Origin of the sequence: Flavobacterium sp. FlaQc-49, from assembly GCF_044005985.1 — a bacterium.
Classification (GTDB): Bacteria; Bacteroidota; Bacteroidia; order Flavobacteriales; family Flavobacteriaceae; genus Flavobacterium; species Flavobacterium cupriresistens.
In genome coordinates, this window is sequence record NZ_JBIPCS010000018.1 from 1 (window position 1) to 20,418 (window position 20,418).

Sequence of the window (20,418 nt, forward strand, 5' to 3'; positions counted from 1 at the left end):
TTCAGGTTTCAGGTTTCAGGTTTCAGGTTTCAGGTTTCAGGTTTCAGGTTTCAGGTTTCAGGTTTCAGGTTTCAGGTTTCAGGTTTCAGGTTTCAGGTTTCAGGTTTCAGGTTTCAGGTTTCAGGTTTCAGGTTATAAAAAAAGGGAAAAGCTTAAAAGCTTTTCCCTTTTTTTATTCTTCTTAATTATAGGCCTTGTTTTAAACTTGAAACCTGAAACCTGAAACTTAAAACTCCCCCCTACTTTCCATCTACATAATCTTGTAAATAACTAAATCTTGGTGTTAGTTTTCCGTTTTCCGTCATTTTTGCGCGTTCTAAAATTCCGTCTTTATCTCCGTTGAAAAAAGCAGGAATTACGTATTCCATAAACTGCTCTCCAAAACCTTCACTGGCATCTTTTGGGATTTCACATGGCAAATTATCAACTGCCATCACTACAATAGCACCGGGATGAAATACATCTACTTCTTTATCTTCACTTGGCCAGTATCCGTAAATAGGCTCTGCAATCGTAGAAGAACGCAAGGTACATGCAATAGGTCCATTCACATCACAAGAAATATCCGCAACTACTTTTATCTTGCAGTCACTTGCATTTAACATTTCTCTTGTCAAAATAGCCGGAGCTTCACTGGCATAAAAATGACCTGTAAAATAGATATCGGTCACTTTTGTAAATTTTTCGAAGTCCGAAACATAAGCTTCAGGGTGTGCTACGAAATCATTAAAATCAAGAAGCTGTCCGTCAATGCGTTTGTTATATTCTAAAACATCCAGTTGTACATAAACCGGTTGTGTATAATTTTTAGTCAAATAATTCTCTACTGCTATTTCCTTTACTTTTATGGCATCCAGAATTTCTTTGGCTCCACTCCCAACCTTACCGGTTCCGGTGATTACAAATTTTAAAGGAGGTAAAGTAATGCGTTTTAAGTGCATAATTAACGCCTCTTTACCCACAAGTGTTTCTGCTTTTGGCAATTTGAACAATTCGAATTTAATTCCGAATGCACGAATTCCGTTATAGACACCAACCATTCCGGCATATTTTCCAAAACCGATTAGTCTTCGATTGTGACTATCAACTATGGTTTCATGATCATACAGATCAATCTTCTTTTCTAAAATAGCTTGTAACAACTTTTTATTATAAGGTTGCTTTTTTATGGTATGTGAAAAAAAGAAGTACGCTTTATTTGGAATTAAGTTCTCTACAGGAACTTCTTTTACACCAAATAAAACATCACAGTCAGAAACATCCTCTGTAACCGTTATTCCCATACTTTTATATTGAACGTCAGAAAATATTCTAATATCTGAACTTTCAACCTCAACAGTAGCTTCATGATAAAGCTGTTTCAGTTTAGCCAATTCATTAGGAGCAAACACAACGCGTCTGTCCGGTGGGTTTTTTCGTTCTTTTATAATACCAAATTTCATTTATATCGGATTAAAGTGAATATTAATATAACTTTTTTGATTGAATTTGTTTCAAATATAACAAAATAAGTTAAATTTTTGTTGTAATTCTTTAATTTTAAACAAAATTATAACGTTAAAAGCTGATGTACAATCAACTAGAAAAAAAAGACGTTAAAAAAAAGTTAAAAACCAGATGTTGCAGATTTAAAAATGCTCAAACAAAAGTATTGAATTCTATATATTTGTTTTCAAAGAATGATGAAAATGAGCTTCCTTAAAAAAACAAATATAGCACAAATACTTCTCCTAATTTTAGTTTTAGGGTCGTGCGGAAAAAATAAAAACAATACAGATAAAGAGGTTACAACGGTCGAAGATACCTTGCCTAAAATGAAACCTTTAGGTCCTGAAAAAAAAATAAGTCAAGCTTATATAAATTCTGTCGCAGGAAGGATAAATCATTTTTACAACAAAAACTGGCCAAATAATAGCATGAATGGTAGCTTTTTGGTTGCCAGAAATGGTCAGATTATCTTTGAACGCTACAATGGATTTGCTAATAAAAATGAAGGCACTAAAATAACAGCAGATACTCCAGTACAAATTGCTTCTGTCAGTAAAGTTCTCACTGCTACGGCGGTTTTAAAATTGGTCAATGCCGGAAAATTAGATTTGGATCAAAAGGTAAATACGATTTTGAAAACATTTCCTTATCCGGAATGTACGGTTCGAATGTTATTAAGTCATCGTAGCGGAATGCGCAACTATGCTTATTTTACAGACCGAGACAAATCGGTTTGGGACCGACACAATCAGTTGACCAATAAAGACATTCTCGAAATTCTTGCCACAAAAAATATTGGATTAGAGGCTACAACGGGTACGCGATTTGCTTATTGCAATACCAATTATGCCATGTTGGCGCTTATTATCGAAAAAATCACGGGTTTAACTTATAAGGAGGCAATGTCTCAAATGATTTTCAAACCGTTAGGAATGACCCATACGTATATTTTTGACGATGATAAAGAAAGAAAAACAATTGTCCCTTCCTATAAAGGTAATGGTGTAGAAATTGGTTTTGACTATTTAGATAATGTTTACGGGGACAAAAATGTATTTTCAACGGTACGAGATCTTTTAAAATTCGACAGAGCCAGAAATTCACCTGATTTTTTAAAGCCCGATTTATTGAAACAGGTATATACCGGTTACAGCAATGAGCGCAAAGGAACTAAAAATTATGGTTTAGGAATCAGAATGATCAATTGGGAAACGGGACAGAATTTTTATTTCCACAATGGCTGGTGGCATGGTAATACCTCTTCTTACATTACTTTAAAGAAAGAAAATGTAACTATTATTGCCTTGTCGAACAAAATGACACGAAACACTTATGCGGTTCGTAAATTGGCTCCGATTTTTGGAGATTACCCGTTTAATTTTAAAGACGAAGAATAAAATAATTTTTCTGCAAAATTTATTACAGAAGTAACTTCAAATAGTATAAATTTGCAAACTCATTTTTGGGGTCGACTGGTTTTGACAGCAAGTCGAATTGAACAGTAAGCACGTCGAGCATTGAGACCTTGCTCGTAAATATAAGATCTTACAATTTTACACGGCGAAAATAACTACGCTTTAGCTGCATAATCTGAATTATAGTAAGATTAGCCACGTCCCTATCAGATAGGGAAGCTGGATTCTCCTTGAAAGCCTTGGTTTGTGGCGGTCAGTTTAGGGGAACCGTAAAAATAAACCTAGATATCCATGAGCTTCGGGTGGATTTCGAAATTAAGAAGATAAGTGTTGAGTGGTTGTTCCTGACCTAGCTTAACAACGAAAATCCAATCAGGAAATAAACGTGTAGAAAGCTCTTTAGTTGCTTGTTTGGACCCGGGTTCGATTCCCGGCGACTCCACAGAAAGGAAGGTATCAAACACCTTCCTTTTTTATTTCATAAAGCACTAAAAATAAGACCACTAAATAGTCTTATAAATATAAAATGTATAAATTCTTATCATTTTAGTAAAAAAAGAAAAGAAAGTCGATGGGAATCGAACACTTTAAAATTTTTAAAATCAACACATTACAAACAAATAAACTAAGTGTTCGACAGATTTTTCTCAATCCCTTTCACTATTCTTGTTTTTTCTATAGAATTCTTTTAGCGTTTGTGCAACAATAATTCGAACAATCAAAGTAACCAGAGCATCTTCCTTTTCAGCTCTTGTCATTTTTTTTCCATTCTTTTTTGAAGATTTTCCAGATTTTGATCTCATAACAGCCATATTAAATCAAATTGAAATTATTTACTTAAAGTTTAAAATTCAATTTAAACTGATCGTTAAATAAAAATGATTTTTAAATCAGTATTTATCTTACTGAAAAACAAATTCACTCTTATAAATTAGGTATTTATACGTACTGCTTTATATTACTAAATTGATACTTTTGAGAATACTCCATTTGAGACTTATGGTTTTCCGTAAAAAAGCTATGAATTAAATAGTAACATTTGCTTAAGAAAAGTCGGTAAAAATTAATATTATTAGGTAATGAAAAAATATTCTGATTGGTTTAAAGTTGATTTGCATATTCACACTGATTTTAGTAAAAAAACTAAAACTAATGATTACCAAGGAAGTTTCGATATTAATATCTTAAAGCAAAAGCTAATAGAAAACGAAGTGAAATTATTTTCATTAACTGATCATAATATTATTAACGTTGATGCATACAAAACTTATTACGATAATTTTACAGATGGAGATCCAAAACTTTTAATTGGTTGCGAGTTTGATATCGAAGTCCCAGAATCAGGTAAACCAATTACGTACCACAGTGTAATCATATTTGAGAATGAGAGTTTTAGTGATGTTCAAATAATTTCACAAAAAATAGAAGATCTATACATTCAAAAAGGGTCTGCCTTAATAGATCGGAAAATAATTATTGATGATTTATATGACTTATTTAATGGATTTAATTATTTTTTTATTCCACATGCTGGCAATACAAAAAGTATTTTAGACCCATATAAAGGATATGATTTGAAACTTTGTCAGCAAATGGTATTATTAATGCCTAGTGCTTTTGAAAAAGTAAAAGAAAGCGTCAGACAAACTTATAACGACGGTTTTGACAAAATTAAAACTTTAGATTTTCAAGAAAAAGATGATATCCCATATATCAATTTTTCAGACAATCATAATTGTAATAAGTATCCATGTACAAATAAAGATGGGGATGATCATCAATTTTATTGCATAAAAGGAAAGCCTTCGTTTGAATCAATTCGATTTGCTTTTATTGACCCAAAGTCAAGAATAAAAAAGTTTTCGGAAGTTGAAGTGTTAATGAGGTTTGACAATTTTTTACATAGTATAGAATTCGTAGATAATCCAATAATAAAAAATACAACATTATATTTTAGCCCTAATTTAAACGCAATTATTGGTGGGAGATCAAGTGGAAAAAGTTTATTATTTAATATTTTAGGAAAAAAAATAAATAATAAAAAGAGTCAAATTGATAAATATGGGTTAGATATTAGTAATGCTAACGTTAAAAGTTTTTTAGATGATGACTACAAAAACATAATAAGTTACAATACACATGACATTATTTATATTAATCAAGGAGATATTGTAAATTATTTTGAAAACAATTCCCTTAAAGACTTAATTCAAGAGTCAGGAGAAATTGATAGCTATAAAACATCTTTAGATTTTTTTAAAACTAAAAAGCAAGATTTAAATAATCTAATTGATAAACTCATTGAACTATATAGCGAATTATATGAAGTATTAAATTCTAACTTTACTTTTCACGACAGGGATATAACCTCTATCCTCGATTCCAGCTACATTTTTAAAACTATATTAAATATTGAAGATAAAACCAATTCCTTTCAAACCTCACAAGGCGTATTGGATTTGTTAATAGAAAATACTGAAAAATTTAAATTAAATGAGAATTGGTCATTTACAATTGAAGAAACTGAAATAATAAAGACCTTCCAAGACCTAGTAGAATCTAAAAAAACTTTATTTAAAAATACTAAAAGCAACTACGATAAAAAAGAAAATTTTATCGAACTTGTTAAACAAGTTGTTTCAAGTAAAAACGCAAATCTAGATTTGAAAGGAAGAGAAAAAGAGGCTTCAAATCAAAGACTAACAATTCTTACGAAGAATATTTCGGATGTTTTTAAAATTGCGATGCAAGTTCGAACTCATTGTTCGCTTTTTGAAAACTTGTCATATGGAGGAATTCAGGAAATCAAAATTAATGATGAAGTTACAGTAGTGCTGGAAGTTGAAAACAGTCAAAATATAAAAACAAAAATATTTGAGGGTATTAGTAATGTAACTAATAATTTAAGTTTATATGAATTGCTAATAAAGTTGGCACTAGGTGAACTAAAAATAAAAAACTTTGCCGAAAATTCTTCTGAAAACTTAGCGAAAAAAACTCAAACAAACATAAAAGGTATTTTAGATTTATTTGACAAACCTATTGAATATCTCAGGTATTCTGAAGAAAGTACCTCAAAAAATAACTCTCCTGGTTTTAATTCAGAAAAATATCTAGAAACAATATTAAAAAACGGAAATTCTAAAATAATATTTATTGATCAACCAGAAGATAATTTAGGTAATAAATTCATTACCGAAAAACTCATCGATTTAATAAGAGATTTAAAATTTAAAAAACAAATATTTTTAGTCACTCATAATCCATCTATTGTAGTGTATGGAGATGCTGAAAATATAATTATGTGTACAAACAATGAAAATACGATAGAATACGAACAATTTGTATTAGAAGAAAAAGAACATCAAAAAGAAATCTGCAATGTTTTAGATGGCGGCCAGTATATTTTTGAGCAAAGAGCTAGAAAATATAACATTAAAAAATTAATTAATTAATCATGCATATGAATAACATACTAATAAACAACATAATACAAGAAGGCAAGGTTTCTATAAATTTTAATCTTCAAGACGGAAGTCTTTCTTTTCCAACGGTTGATTTATTGACTTCTGGTGATATAGAACTAAATCCGTTAGTGATAAAACTAACTGAATTGCTTGAATTGCATAGAAAAATTGAAATTACATATGAAGATGCACTTTCATTACTTGAAACTGATTCAAAAATCAAATTAGTAAAAGAAACTCTAGACAATATATATGATTCATTTAATTTAAACGTCATTGATGAAGATGAAGATTTTTAAATCTAAATCTATGACAATAGAAAAAATCTAGATAGGTTAGGTTAGCAAATAACTAACTATTTAAAAACTACATCTTTCCTTTTTATCAAATCTACTATTTAATCCAAATATTTGTTACATATGAAGAAAGAAAGATTTTAATAGAATTAGTACATACTTGATATAGATAATAAAACAAATGACACAGGAGTTAAAAAAAAATATTAAAATAGAATATCTAATAGAATATCTATACATTTGTAATAAACTCATTAATTATGGAAGATAGAAAAGTCGATGAACTTCTATTGAAAATGGATGCTTTCATAGAAAAAATAAAACAAAGTAAAGAAGACTCTAAACAATTTCTACAAAATGCAGGAATAGTTGATGAAAAAGGTACACTTGAAGATAGATATAAAGATTTATGTATACTTCAAGAACAGGGTTAATTCTTGGTTTTCATGGTACAGACAAAAGCATTGTTGATAAAATTTTAGATAGTTCTACTGAAGATTTAGAATTTAAAGTTAACATATATGATTGGCTTGGAAATGGTATATATTTTTGGGATAATAGCCCAACTAGAGCTATGGAATGGGCAATTGAACTTAGTAAAAAAGAAAATCCTACAGTAAAAGAGCCAGCAGTAATTGGTGCAATAATTGACCTTGGTTATTGCCTTGACTTATTAGATTCTAAAAACTTCGAATTACTTAAAAAAGGCCATACAATACTATCTACTACACTAACAGCATCTGGTACACCAATGCCAAAGAACAAGGGACGTAATGAAGATTTAGCTCTAAGAGAGTTGGATTGTGCTGTAATTGAATCTTTACATAGTTTTTTAAAAGAAACTGGTGAAAAACAATTTGATTCAGCTAGAGGTGTTTTTTGGGAAGGAAATCCACTATATGACGGTGCAGGTTTTAAAGACAAAAATCACATCCAAATTTGCGTAAAAAACATTAACTGTATTAAAGGTTATTTTAGACCATTAGACAGAATTACAAATTAAGCACTTCTTACTTCTTTATTACATTAAAAAACACCTCAAAATATTAAAAAAGCAGGGGGTTCGACAGTCAAACATTTTGAATCATTTCGAAGTAACATCTTCTATTATAAGTACTTATTTATTACATTAGTATTAAAAATATAAAATGACAAAAGCAATTTTTGGACTTATTGGAGTATTAATAGGCTCCGGTATTTCTTGGTTTCAAACTTATTGGATAAATAAGCGGACTGAAAATAGGAATGCTAAATATCTCGCAATCCGTGTGGTTTGCATTCTTGATAAATATCTTGAAGATTGTGCTGATGTAATTAAAGATGATGGTCTTTCTTTTGGACAAAGAACTCCAGAAGGTTATTTAAAACCACAAGTAAAAGTACCTCCGCCACCAATTTTTCCGGATGATGTAGACTGGAAAAGCATTGATCATGAATTGATGTATAAAATACTTTCCTTCCCCTCTGATATTGAAGCTGGGGATAGAATTATTGATTTTACGGACAATATCTCTTCCCCACCAGATTTCTCAGAGTGGTTTGAAGAACGTAAGTTTCATTATTGTCAATTTGGACTAAATGCATACAAGTTGTCTGAAGAGCTAACTTTAAAATACAATATCAAAAAGAAAACATACAATGATTGGAATCCTGTACCTGATTTAGTACGAGAGTTAAATATAGTTACAGAAAAGAGACAAAAAAGGATCAAGTCACATAGACTTTTTGTTAATAAAGTATTAGGTAACAAATAAACTAATACAGTGAAAACTTTCAAGTTACTTATTCTTTTTTGATAGCGCTTTTTTATCATCATTCAAACCATCAAAAAAAATCAATATAGGAATCAAGTGTTCGATTAAGCCCCCATCCATCCCACTAAAACCCCTGTATTTACAGGGTTTACAATGAGTTCTCAAAACTCGTGAACAAAAAGTGAACAAAATTATAAATAATTGATTTAATGTCCCCACAAGCATTTTAATTTCTAAACAAATTAAAATGAAATCAATTTCCACAATTCCAAAGGTTATCAAATATGATGATCTTTCGATAGCTTGGTTTGTCTATTTTAGATATAACAAAAAACTTTTCCGTTATAAATTCGGAATTAACTACATCAACAATTACAAAAAACGTTTAATTGAAACTGAATCGATACGAGACGTTTTACTTCAAAAATTAAAAGAAGGCTGGAATCCATCAATTCCTGAAACAATCGATTCTCGAAGTGATCTGATATTGATTGAAGCTCTAAACTTTGCACTTGACAAGAAGCTTGAAACTTTGGCAAAAAAAACGAAAATAGACTATACGTGCACAGTAAAATTTACCATAACTGCGATAAATAAACTTAAGTTAGATCAGTTACTTATTATTGAAACCAAACGAATACACATAAAATTGATTTTGGAAAAAATCAAAAAACAACGCTCTTGATCGAACAAATCCTACAATAAAAACCTAGGATATTTAAGCTAGTTACTACAGTGGGATATATTAGAGAACAATCCAGCACATGGCATCAAATCGTTAAAAGTTGGAGAAATAATTGCAAATACTCCAGCAACTGACGAGGAACTTATACGAATTAAAGATAAGATACGTCCAGAATTTCCAAGTTTCTTAGTGTATTTGAGTTGTATATATCACACTGGAATTCGACCTGAAGAACTTTTACACGTTCAACTAAAAATGGTCAATTTGAATAATAATCAAATCATCTTGCCACCTGAAATCACTAAAACAAATATCAGCAGGATTGTACCATTAAATCCTTTTTTAAAATCAGATCTTGAACAAATGAATTTAGAAAATTATGGCGATGAAATGTATTTATTTGGTTCTATAAGAGAACATCAGAATCGAGGTCTAAAAAAAGATCTTGATTTTATACCTGGTTTAAAAAGATTAAATAGGGATGCTGCATCCAAATTATGGCGACAATTAATAAAAATTGAATTAGGTATTGATGTAAATATGTATTCGTTTAAACACCTTGGAGCAAATAAAAAAATATTGGCTGGGGTAGAATTAGACGCACTTCGAGAATTATACGGGCACACTTCCCAAATGATGACATTACGATATGCCAAAGTGGTCAAAGAAGTAAATCGTCAACAAATCATAGAGCGAAGCCCTGATTTCTAAGATAATTTAAAAACCTTAAAAATTCAATTATAAATCACTTTCATAATTGGAACTACCATCGAAAATAAACAATCCTATACTAAAATAAAAAAACAACTAATTACGGGAAACCGCAATTTAGTATAAAATACAACTTAGTACATTTGATTTTATGACTGATCGATACAAACAAATAAGAGAAGAAGAAGAAGAAGAAGAAGATAGACTAACAAGAATTCATGCAGATTTAGACAGGAAAGCAAATAGACATATATGTCTAGTTATAATTTCCGGAATAGTAGTCGGAATTTCTTTGTTTTGTTTTATTTTATATTCTATTAATAACCCTGCTAATAAAGCAGGGTTATAGCATTAAGCAAGCCCATATTTTTTTATTAGATAATAAAAGAAAATTTTGCCCAAATGAGTACTATTTATTACCTCTTTACCACCTTTAGAAACAGGTGTAAATAATTTATATTTTACAAAATCACTAATTTTATAATTATCAATTTTAACATCCTTTATAGCAAGCTCTCTATAAGCTTTAATAAATTCAGTTTTATCATGATAGGACAAAGCTGTTTCAAGTCTCGATATTTGAATTTTCATTGACTGACCAATTTCACCCACACTTGGAAGGTCTTGCTGGATTTCATCCCAAATACTTATACTTGACCACTTTGTATTATTGATTTCATTAATTCGATTTACTTCACTTTCTTTTAATTGTTCAATTACCAATTTGTGTCTATTTAAATCTTCCTGATTTTGTTTAATAGCAGCATCTAATTCAACTAAAAGAGAATCATTTCTTTCCTTTAAATCATTTATTTCACTAGTTCCCGCCTTAGCATCGGCTATATCTTTTAAAATTTTAGCTTCCTCTTTTCTCTGTAGTAATAAATCAATTCGCGAGCAATTTAATTTATCTACTCTATAGGTGGTATATTTTTTCAGAATTTTCTCAATTTCTATATTTAGATACGGAAGTCCTAAAACATAAAAAAATGCAATTCCAACTGGAATTAAAATATTATATAACTGAGAATATTTTTCAGTTACCCATTCAATTCTACAGTGCATTGGCCAATCCGAAAAAAATAAAATAGCGACTGATTTCCAATTAAAAATCAAAAAACTAATAACTAATGATCCGATTAATGGGCTTTTAACTCGATCTTTATAACTTTCAAATATACTTTGCAAGAAATCTTTTATTGTATCCATGTTTTGTTTTTATTGCTGCAAACATAACAACATTTACATCATTTTACATGCAAAATATTTTTAAGCTACCTCATAATTATCTTTTATACATGCTTTTTATCTCCTTTAACATTTGCGCTGTCGGTAATCCAAATTTTAAACCCACTTGATTTTTATCATAAACATAAAAATTTTCAACCGGAATTAATGTACCGTCAGATTTTTTAAACTGCCCAAATAAACGGAAGTAATACAACTTAATATCTTTTAATCGGTTGTCATGAAAATTCCATGAATTTGTCAAACCTCTACCTTTCTGTAAAGTACTATTTTGAGGTAATGTTTCTAAGTTCATTTTTACGAATCTTAATTCATTGTTTAGATATCCTAATATGTCCACGTTGACAATTATGTCATAACTACTTGCATCACTAGATAAAAAATATAATTCTAATATGTCCTCATTTTCTCCTCTAAATTTTATATCATCAATTGACAAAATTGGAAATTCTTGGGTAATAACCGTTGTTTTCCTTAGTTTTGGGTCAAGTAATATTTTTACTATATCGCCATTTGTACTATCGACTTTTAGACTGTATTGTGCTAACATTTCTTTTGTTTTGAAACTTTCATCTCGATACATTTTTTGATTAGACATATTTTGATTTCTAATTTCCCTATCGGCTTCTTCTTTACTTATATTTTCTAAATCTTTTATGACATTTGATTGTTTTATAGATATCACAATTAGAACTACTCCAAAAAAAGCAAAGAGTAACCTCGATAAGAAAATCTTTTAATTAGTTTTCGCCGTCCGTCATAGAGAGCTTCTTTGCCTAAAAAAGGAATAATTAATATCAAAAATTGGATTATAGGAACAATATATTGAAAAAGTTGATTGTAAAATTCTAATTTTTTTTCATTCATTAATATTTATTTAGAATGCTAAGTTATTGTTTTACAACAATAATTTCCATAATTTATTTTTATTTCCTAATTTTAATACATGAATCATCATACTTTAATATTGTCAACTGCGAGGATTAAAATTCCATTTGGAGTTTCAATTAAATTTACTACGAATTTAAGCAATCTTCGATGGGCTTTAACAGAATACTTTGGTTCTGAAATTGATTATGACGCTGATTTTGTTGATACAAATATGAAAGCAGTGAGCAGAAAAATCACATATTTTGAATTTTATTTTTAACACAGAAATTAAGCCTTGATTATACATCAAATTGAATCCTTTGCTCTTCAAGGAGTACTAATGAAATGCAGGAAATCAATTCACTATCTAAAAATATTCATTTTCTCATCATAAATTGGACTCTGGACGTTTAGAAAATTTAAAACGCTATGAAATACATAATTTTGAGATATTGTTTTATTAGGTTTGAGTTGCTTTTTTCCATCAGATAACCAAACAATAAAAGGGATTTCGTATTGTTCTTTAGGTGCAATGCTTATCGGCAGTCCGTGCATATACAGATTTTTTTCTCCTAATGATTCTCCGTGATCTGAAACATAAATCATGGTGCTATTGTACTCTTTTAATTGTTTTAAGTCTTCAATTACTTTAGATAAGATGTAATCAGTATAAACAATGGTATTGTCGTAGGCATTAATCAATTCGTTCTGACAGCAATTTCCTAACTCAACACTCTTGCAAACCGGTTTAAATTTCTCAAATTCAATTGGGTATTTCTTGCTATATGTTGGTCCATGACTCGTACTGGTATGCAGTACTATCAATATTTTATTTTTGTTACTTGATACTATTTGTTCTTTTAGTCCGGTTAAAAGAATTTCATCGTAATTACAGCTTTCGCCTTTACAATTTAACTTTAAAGATTCTCTGTTTTGATAATTTTTAACATGAATTGGCGGTTCTCCCCAGTTTGTGGTTCTCCAAATTACTTCTACATTATTTCGATATAAATAATTGGGCAGAACTTCATAGAGATCGTCCGTTCTTTTATGTTCCAGAATAGATTTCACACCTGCAGTGGTATAAGTGGCTAAAGAAGTAGCGTTAAAATAATGTAAATTCGGTGTCTTAGAAAGCAAAGGATTCGTGTTTTTCGCATATCCGTATAAAGAAAAATTCTGGCTTCTTGCCGATTCTCCAATTACTAAAACCACAATTGCCTTTTTAGTATCTTTTATCGTCGCATTGGGCAATAAAATTTCTTTTTCGTTCTTTTTATGTTTATGAATATAGAAAAGCGAAACATTTACTGAATACGACCAAGGCATTACCAGTCCACCTAATTTTTTTGAATTTTTATCAATCCACAACCAGTTGCTTGCGTTGACAAATACTAAAATTAATACCAACAATAAACTAAGCGAAGAAGTGATTAAAAATTTATTAAACGTTTCGTTTATAATTTTTGCTTTTACAATATAAACACCGGGAATAACTCCAAGCACAATTACATAGAATACTAATTTTATTGAAAAAAAACTACCGGATTCTTCAAGATTGGTATTCAACACATTGCCAATCATACTTTCGTCAATTATTACACTGTATGTATTAACAAAATAAATGGCAATTGCGTTGATAAAGAAAAACAACACCAAAAGGAGCTTTCCAACAAAATGTGACAAAAAAAGCAGTATATAAAAAATCATGAAGTTTACAAGTAAAACGGATAGTATTAAACTAATAATAATTATACTACCGTTAAAACTTTTAGAATCAAGATTATCAACAACAAAGGAAAAAAATGAAAAATGAAAGAATAAAAAGTTGATAAAACTCATTAACATGGCAAAATGAGACAGTCTTAAATTACTTTTTAGCATAGACAGTAGTAATTTTACAAATTGAAATAATTAAGCAAACTAAAGATAGACTAAAAATCATTAAATTTTCACGAATAGCCTTATATATAATTAAAAAACAGAAAGTTATAAACATTAAAATAAAAGCAGGATAGTATTTTTTATTGTTAATCCAGGTCCAAATATTATATTTTTGGTTAATAAAAATTCCCAGAAGTCCCGAGATATAACCAATAATACTTCCCACAATAATATCAAGCGGATAATGTGCCCCAACCGCTACTCTGGCAAGGACAAGAATTAATCCCAACACAAGTACAAAACTGCACAATACAATTTTATGAATTGTTTTTTTCGGCATAAACGTAAGTAACAAAACCGTCAGTGTTGTAAAAACTGTTATGGAATGTCCCGAAGGTAAACTATTACAGCCACACAATGTTTTTCCAATGATTACGAAATTATCTGTATTAAATACGGCTGCGGGCCTTGGCACAGCAAATATCTTTTTTAATACTATCGAAAATAATAGCCCAACAAGCGATGCTGACAATAAACCTTCCCATACTTTTGGGGCGTATAGAACAAATAAACTTAAAAATGAAAAAGCAACCAACGTATCCCCTGTTTCGCTAAGGTTACTTTGAAGATCCGGATACTGAGATAACTTGCTATTAAGATAAAAGAAAACATTCTTTTGGATTTGAGCATAAGAGTAGGCATCGAGACTATCTTGCGTGTAAAGATAGAGCGCAATACTAATTAACAGAAATAATGGTAAATAAAAAAAAGTCCCTTTGACTTTTGTATAATTGTAAATAATGCTACTATTCATCATTTTTTGCATCAATAGATTAATTCAACTTGTATCGCTCTATTTCAAACAAAAAGTAAAAACGTTTCTCTTGCTTTAATTGTAATGCGATGTAAGTAATCAAGAAGAGTTTAATATTAAATACTTCCATTCATATTTACACTTTAAAAAAACCTATCACTAGCTCCTAAAAACACCTATTCTCCTATTCAAAATATTTGACAAAAGAAGCCAGATGTATAGGAGTTTTATTAATCAGTTTACAATTGGTTTAATCTAATTAATATTTGAATGCTTAAATTCAAAATATCAATGATCTCGATGATCATGACTTTAAAAATTTAAAAGACATCTAATTTAATAAGGCATAAAAAAATGCGCAAAGTCAGAGACAGTTGCGCATTTTTTTTATTCCCCCCTTCAAAGTGAGGGAGAGTTAGCCTATAGAAAACTCCTTTCGTTCTTTGTTTGTCCCCGGGTTCGATTCCCGGCGACTCGGGCTGATTATGCTAAACCACTACCCAATTTTTATTGACATCATATTAAGTGATCCCGCAATGAGATAATCGTTAAAAAGACTTACCTCTTCATTTTTCTCTTGTAAGGCAAGCGTATAAAGCAACGGCAGATAATGTTCCGGAGTAGGTATAGCCAAATCGAATGCTTTACCTTGCGAACGGTAATCAATCAAAGGCTGATGATCACCATCTAAGATTAGTTTTTTCATTTTCTCATTCGCTTCAGTTGCCCAATCATAGGCGTATCCGGGTGCTTTCATTTGATCCCATGCTGCCATTCGGAGATTATGAACCATATTACCACTACCGATAATTAAAATCCCTTTTCTTCTTAGCGCGGCCAGTTCTTTTGCCAGTTCATAATGATAAGATGCCGGCTGTGAGTAATCGATACTCATTTGAATAATAGGAATATCCGCATTTGGATACAAATGTTTTACAACACTCCAGGAACCATGATCAAGTCCCCATTCGTAATCCAGTTCAATTTGAGTTTTAGTAATTAGCTGTTGGGTTTCCTTAGCCAATTCAAAACTACCTTTGGCCGGATATTGTACATCAAATAAGGCCTGTGGAAAACCACCAAAATCATGAATGGTACGTGGCATCTCCATAGCGGTTACAAATGTGCCTTTTGTTTCCCAATGCGCCGATATACAAAGAATCGCTTTGGGATTGGCTAATGTTTTTGCGACATTTTTAAATCCTTCCACAAATACATTATCCTCGATAGCGTTCATCGGATTGCCATGCCCTAAAAATAATAGGGGCATTTTTTCGGTACTCTCTAATTGATCCGACAATTTACTTAATACATTTAGTTTGAGAGCGACTCCTGTAAGTGGTACTATTGCCATTGTTTTTAAAAATTTTTTCCTGTCCATTCCTTAGGTCAGATTATTTAAAATAAATAGAATTATATGTCCTTTTGTTGTAATTATTTACCAAGTCCAATTTGGTCCATATAGGATTTATTATCCCAAAAAAGATATTCTTCGGTCATGATTCCGTCTTTCCAGATTCCTATGGTCGCCATTGGTAATTTAAATTTCTTACCTGTTGGAGGTATAAACTTACCACCTCCTATTGGCATCGGTACGGTAAAAGTTCCTTCCATAGTACCAATAACAGCTGTTGTATTACCGGAGCCTATTCGGATAGGGTGCTCTTTGATTCGGGTGTCGGGCGCATACACAAACATGGCACTTAGTGTTTTGATGTGTTGCTCCAACCCTTTTTCGGTATGTCCGTCAGGAAAATGAACAAGGATGTCTTTTGCATGGCTTTCATGTAGTCGTTCCCATTGTTGATTACTGAATACCGTATAATCCAAGGTGTCAAATTTTGCGAGATTCTCAGTAATAACCTCGTTTGCGGCAGTTAATTCTTTTAGTTGTTTTAATGCTGTAGCGCTTTCTTCGGTTGGAAGCTCTTTTTTCTGTTCACAACTAACCATTGTGATGGTCATAATTAATACTGCTGCCGGAATAATTTTTCTTGAAATTGTTTTCATTGTATCTATAATTTTGGTTATTAAAAAATGATAGTACAAAGTTGTAAATTATCTAAAGGCCGGATATAACACTATTAGGAAGAAGTATGGTGTTTTTAGGAAATGAGTTTTTTCATTTCACTTCTGAACTCGCTTGGAGTAAGTCCCGATTTTTTCTTAAAAACATGCGCGAAATAAGTGTTTTCGCTAAATCCTAATACAAAACCAATTTCGGAAATGGTCATATCTGTAGTCGTTAGCAGATTTTTGGCTTGTATCAGTTTTCTGGTTTCAATGATTTCCGAGACGCTTTGCTGTAATATCCGCTGACTGATCAGATTAAGATTTCTGCTGCTCATCGACAATTTGTCTGCATAAAAACTGGCACCTTCGGGTTTCGTATAATGTTGCTCCAATAATATCAAAAAGTTCTTAAAAGTCAGACTTTTTGTTTTTTCAATACTTTCATTTTCCAATTTTGATTTTCGTCTTTCCGATTCTATCATCGTAAATAAAGCGCCAAGCAATTGTCGTATAATTCCCAAATCAGGTTCTTCCTGAATACTTTCCATGTGCATCATTTCGCAGAGTGACAACAATCTCGAGAAACACATATCTCTTTGAAGCGAAATATTGGCCTCATTATGATAATAGGAATAAAGTTGAAAAACGGTTTCGGGTATAAACTCACTACTAAACCGAATGACCCATAAATCACATTTTCCGTCTTTTAAACCCGGTTTGGCTCTGTGTACTTTGCCTTTGGTCACAAAAGAAATAAAAGGGGCATTAAAAACAGTAGATTTAAAATCTATAAAATGATCAATCTGCCCTTCAATGCCAATAATTAACTCTTCGTAATTGTGACTGTGCGGCTCATTAAGCAATACTTCATTTTTTTCGACATCTTCGACTCCAAATTTGTATATTTTGAAAATTTCTGTCATTTTATTGTGTGTTACTTATCGGGATGGATGTCTAAATTTAGAAATAGTAAACGGTCTTTTTACTAGTATAAATATATAAAAATCCACGAAGACAAACCCCGAAATGGATGAAAATGTTAAAAAAGAAAAAGCCTATTCCTTTAGGTTTGGCCTTTATTGCGTTTGAATTTTTGCCTTATAACCAACCGCTATATTACGTCAATACTTCAATTTATTTTTTATCTTTGAAAAGCGAAAAAATGCCTTTTAATGTGATTTTAGGTGTATTTTATAGATAGCTAAGTTCCTGTATTTATTGATTTAAGATACGTTTAGATTACTATCCTTTTGGAATGCTAGTGCCGAATAGACATAAAAGCATTGATGATTATCGTTATGGGTTCCAAGGGCAGGAGAAAGATGATGAGATTAAGGGTGGTGAAGGGAATTCGTTGAATTATACTTTTAGGATGCATGACCCGAGGATTGGTAGGTTTTTTGCGGTGGATCCGTTATATAGAAATTATGCATGGAACAGCCCATATTCTTTTAGTTCGAATAGAGTAATCGATGCAACTGAACTAGAAGGTTTAGAAATGTTTAGGGGTGTTACTTTTTCTCCTGTAACTTATTATTGGTTGGGGAAAATTTTCAAAAACTCTAATCAAGTAGCTCTTGCACATCCAAAAGATAGCAATAAGCCAGTAAAACAGTTTATGCGTGTACTTGGATATTCTTCTATTGATGTAGCTGGTGATGTATTGCAGTTTACTGATGTTGATGATGCGATTGTACTTGTAACTTGGGGTACTAGAGGCGATAAAGCAATTAATACCAAAGGGAATAAAGCATCAAGTTTAGATAAAGGGTTTGCCGTAGCTGGAATTCTCTTACCAGTAATAAGCGGTTCATCTGTTGGCAAAGTATGGAAATTTGCAAGAAAAGGTGAAATGGAAGCTACTAAGGGAGTAATAAATATTACAGAAGATGCTCTTGAATTTGCGAATAAAAGTAAGAATGAATTAAAATCTTTAGAGCGATTGAAAGCTACTGCCGGAGAATTAAGTGAAAGAGGATTTGATGTTATAATAAAAGGAGAAGGTATAGCTAATGGAGGTGGCGAAATAACACTTAATGTATTAGGTAGAGAAGTTGCTGCAGAGAGCAAAAGATTATCGGTTAATACTCTTAATTCAATAAAACAGAATATAGGAGACGGAACAAAACAAGCTGGTACAAATGGATATACAATAATTGATGCAACCGGTGTTGGGACATCATTAGATGAGTTTATGGCAGGATTTAAGAATTTTACAAATTCGTCATTGAAAAGTAGAAAAGCTGAAGGTAAAGCTGGTACATCCGGTACAATTATGTTTTTGAGCGGTAACAACGAAACACATATAATAACATTTTAATTATATATTTATGCATTTAATTGTTTATGTAATAAAAAAAAAAAATTATGACTTATATGATATAATTCTTAAAAATTCAGATAAATTCAGTAGTCATAGTTTATATTACAATGATATGGGAGCTGATCCCGGATATTCTACCTTTGAAGGAGTTTTTAATGGAGAAGAAATAACGATTGATTTTGATGGTGAAATTAATTTCATAAAGCTTTTCATCAAGTACGGGCAATTTTTAAACCATAAATCCTATTATGAGAAAGTCATAAATTTTGAAAAAAAATTCGTCACTATTTTTGATGATCAAGTTGATTTATACAGAATAGATGAAATATTATTAGATGAAGTGGTAATTGATTATGGAGAATTTTGGTACAGAAAAGAAAATGCTTGTAAAATTTTTGAAAGTTGTATTTTAAATGAAGAAAAGCTGCACTGGTTAAAATTAGATAGACCGTATGTAACTATTAGTTATGAAGATTTTTTAAGAAGATAAACGGTAATGTGGTAATGTATCGGTAGTGTTTCAGAGTTAGTGATATAAGATTTTATATTTATAACGTATTGAAAAAGAATGATAATTAAAAATAATTTAGGAAAGGATGAGCAATAATTACTCATCCCCAGCTCTCCAAAGAGTTCTAATGAAAAGCTGCGCAAATGTCTCCGACTTTGCGCAATTTTTTTGTTAAGAACATAAATCTCTTAGGAGTCTCCAGGCTTTTTTTATTTATTTCATAGAAATATATTAAACATAAGTTAAATCTTATATTTTTGTTTGAAAAAATAATGAAAGAAGGATACATAATAAGAGATCAAACACTTCCACATTTTATAACGCCAACAGTTGTAGACTGGATAGATGTTTTTACGCGCCAAAGTTATAGAGATATTGTAATTGAATCTTTAGATTATTGCATTGCAAATAAAGGAATGATTTTATACGGTTACGTTATTATGAGTAATCACATTCACATGATCGTACAATTTGAAGAGGGTAAATTATCTGATTTAATCAGAGATTTTAAAAAATATACAGCAAAAAGAATTCTTGAAAGTATTCAAGTCAATCCGGAAAGCAGAAGAGAATGGATTTTGGAACGATTTAAACTGGCTGCAAAAAAACATACTAGAAATAAAATGTATCAGTTTTGGCAATACGGAAATCACGCGGAAGAAATTTATAGCAATAAATTTATGTGGACAAAATTAGATTATATCCATTTAAATCCCGTGAGAGCAAGTTATGTCAACAAAGCATCAGATTATATTTATTCCAGTGCCAGTAATTATACAAATGATTCCGGATTGCTAACTATTGAAAAAGCGGATAATCCAGTAATTGATGTTTTGAATTTAAAATCTGTCTTTAAAAATAATCATTATTAAATTCAACGATATTAAGAAAACTCTTGATTATAAAAATATTCAAAAAAGTGCTAAGTTAGAGACGTTT

Annotated in this window: 21 protein-coding genes and 1 other RNA gene; 13 read left to right on the forward strand and 9 right to left on the reverse strand. The window is 30.8% G+C overall.

What is annotated here, in order from left to right:
- Positions 1-185: hypothetical protein (locus ACHRV3_RS22010; RefSeq protein ID WP_395436160.1), on the forward strand; the 185-nt coding region annotated here is incomplete at its 5' end.
- Positions 186-239: 54 nt separating this feature from the next.
- Here ACHRV3_RS22010 and ACHRV3_RS22015 read toward each other — a convergent pair.
- Positions 240-1,442, reverse strand: a complete 1,203-nt coding sequence (locus tag ACHRV3_RS22015; protein ID WP_395436161.1) for an NAD(P)-dependent oxidoreductase — start codon at positions 1,440-1,442, stop codon at positions 240-242.
- Between the two features lie 240 nt (positions 1,443-1,682).
- On the opposite strand from ACHRV3_RS22015, the gene ACHRV3_RS22020 reads away from it, so the two are divergent.
- Positions 1,683-2,885, forward strand: a complete 1,203-nt coding sequence (locus tag ACHRV3_RS22020; protein ID WP_047779244.1) for a serine hydrolase — start codon at positions 1,683-1,685, stop codon at positions 2,883-2,885.
- A 67-nt stretch (positions 2,886-2,952) separates the two neighbouring features.
- Positions 2,953-3,348: a transfer-messenger RNA gene (ssrA, locus tag ACHRV3_RS22025) on the forward strand.
- A 202-nt stretch (positions 3,349-3,550) separates the two neighbouring features.
- Here ssrA and ACHRV3_RS22030 read toward each other — a convergent pair.
- A complete protein-coding gene (locus ACHRV3_RS22030; protein WP_395436162.1) occupies positions 3,551-3,706 on the reverse strand; it encodes a hypothetical protein in 156 nt (51 codons plus the stop codon).
- 276 nt (positions 3,707-3,982) lie between these two features.
- On the opposite strand from ACHRV3_RS22030, the gene ACHRV3_RS22035 reads away from it, so the two are divergent.
- From ACHRV3_RS22035 to ACHRV3_RS22065, 7 genes are all read left to right on the forward strand, one after another.
- Complete coding sequence (locus ACHRV3_RS22035; RefSeq protein WP_395436164.1) at positions 3,983-6,358, forward strand: hypothetical protein; 2,376 nt, start codon at positions 3,983-3,985, stop codon at positions 6,356-6,358.
- A gap of 8 nt (positions 6,359-6,366) precedes the next feature.
- Complete coding sequence (locus ACHRV3_RS22040; protein ID WP_395436165.1) at positions 6,367-6,669, forward strand: hypothetical protein; 303 nt, start codon at positions 6,367-6,369, stop codon at positions 6,667-6,669.
- Positions 6,670-6,926: 257 nt separating this feature from the next.
- A complete protein-coding gene (locus ACHRV3_RS22045) occupies positions 6,927-7,100 on the forward strand; it encodes a hypothetical protein (protein WP_395436166.1) in 174 nt (57 codons plus the stop codon).
- Positions 7,076-7,669, forward strand: a complete 594-nt coding sequence (locus tag ACHRV3_RS22050) for a hypothetical protein (protein WP_395436167.1) — start codon at positions 7,076-7,078, stop codon at positions 7,667-7,669. Before ACHRV3_RS22045 ends, ACHRV3_RS22050 begins: the two co-directional genes overlap by 25 nt.
- Before the next feature lie 145 nt (positions 7,670-7,814).
- The gene (locus tag ACHRV3_RS22055; RefSeq protein WP_395436168.1) at positions 7,815-8,420 is read left to right on the forward strand and encodes a hypothetical protein; all 606 of its coding nucleotides are present in this window, start codon (positions 7,815-7,817) and stop codon (positions 8,418-8,420) included.
- A 247-nt stretch (positions 8,421-8,667) separates the two neighbouring features.
- Positions 8,668-9,105: a hypothetical protein gene (locus ACHRV3_RS22060; protein ID WP_395436169.1), complete on the forward strand. Its 438-nt coding sequence runs from the start codon at positions 8,668-8,670 to the stop codon at positions 9,103-9,105.
- A 189-nt stretch (positions 9,106-9,294) separates the two neighbouring features.
- Entirely contained in the window at positions 9,295-9,816 is a 522-nt protein-coding gene (locus ACHRV3_RS22065; protein ID WP_395436170.1) for a tyrosine-type recombinase/integrase, read from the forward strand.
- A 351-nt stretch (positions 9,817-10,167) separates the two neighbouring features.
- Here ACHRV3_RS22065 and ACHRV3_RS22070 read toward each other — a convergent pair whose 3' ends face one another.
- The 7 genes from ACHRV3_RS22070 to ACHRV3_RS22100 all read right to left on the reverse strand — a co-directional run bounded on the left by ACHRV3_RS22070 (position 10,168) and on the right by ACHRV3_RS22100 (position 17,568).
- The gene (locus ACHRV3_RS22070; RefSeq protein WP_395436172.1) at positions 10,168-11,025 is read right to left on the reverse strand and encodes a hypothetical protein; all 858 of its coding nucleotides are present in this window, start codon (positions 11,023-11,025) and stop codon (positions 10,168-10,170) included.
- A 76-nt stretch (positions 11,026-11,101) separates the two neighbouring features.
- Positions 11,102-11,749, reverse strand: coding sequence for a hypothetical protein (locus ACHRV3_RS22075; RefSeq protein WP_395436173.1), 648 nt, complete (start codon positions 11,747-11,749; stop codon positions 11,102-11,104).
- 548 nt (positions 11,750-12,297) lie between these two features.
- Entirely contained in the window at positions 12,298-13,818 is a 1,521-nt protein-coding gene (eptA, locus tag ACHRV3_RS22080; protein WP_395436174.1) for a phosphoethanolamine--lipid A transferase EptA, read from the reverse strand.
- Complete coding sequence (locus ACHRV3_RS22085) at positions 13,805-14,635, reverse strand: phosphatase PAP2 family protein (protein ID WP_395436175.1); 831 nt, start codon at positions 14,633-14,635, stop codon at positions 13,805-13,807. Before ACHRV3_RS22085 ends, eptA begins: the two co-directional genes overlap by 14 nt.
- A gap of 493 nt (positions 14,636-15,128) precedes the next feature.
- Positions 15,129-15,986, reverse strand: a complete 858-nt coding sequence (gene ygiD, locus ACHRV3_RS22090; RefSeq protein WP_395427824.1) for a 4,5-DOPA dioxygenase extradiol — start codon at positions 15,984-15,986, stop codon at positions 15,129-15,131.
- Between the two features lie 80 nt (positions 15,987-16,066).
- On the reverse strand, positions 16,067-16,642 hold the full coding sequence (locus tag ACHRV3_RS22095) for an ester cyclase (RefSeq protein ID WP_395436176.1): 576 nt from the start codon (positions 16,640-16,642) through the stop codon (positions 16,067-16,069).
- 95 nt (positions 16,643-16,737) lie between these two features.
- Complete coding sequence (locus ACHRV3_RS22100) at positions 16,738-17,568, reverse strand: response regulator transcription factor (protein ID WP_047779257.1); 831 nt, start codon at positions 17,566-17,568, stop codon at positions 16,738-16,740.
- A gap of 305 nt (positions 17,569-17,873) precedes the next feature.
- Here ACHRV3_RS22100 and ACHRV3_RS22105 point away from each other — a divergent pair, with 305 nt between their 5' ends.
- From ACHRV3_RS22105 to ACHRV3_RS22115, 3 genes are all read left to right on the forward strand, one after another.
- Positions 17,874-18,965, forward strand: a complete 1,092-nt coding sequence (locus ACHRV3_RS22105) for an RHS repeat-associated core domain-containing protein (protein ID WP_262487217.1) — start codon at positions 17,874-17,876, stop codon at positions 18,963-18,965.
- Positions 18,966-18,975: 10 nt separating this feature from the next.
- On the forward strand, positions 18,976-19,458 hold the full coding sequence (locus tag ACHRV3_RS22110) for a hypothetical protein (protein ID WP_047779258.1): 483 nt from the start codon (positions 18,976-18,978) through the stop codon (positions 19,456-19,458).
- A 293-nt stretch (positions 19,459-19,751) separates the two neighbouring features.
- On the forward strand, positions 19,752-20,351 hold the full coding sequence (locus ACHRV3_RS22115; RefSeq protein ID WP_395436177.1) for an REP-associated tyrosine transposase: 600 nt from the start codon (positions 19,752-19,754) through the stop codon (positions 20,349-20,351).
- Positions 20,352-20,418: the final 67 nt, after the last annotated feature.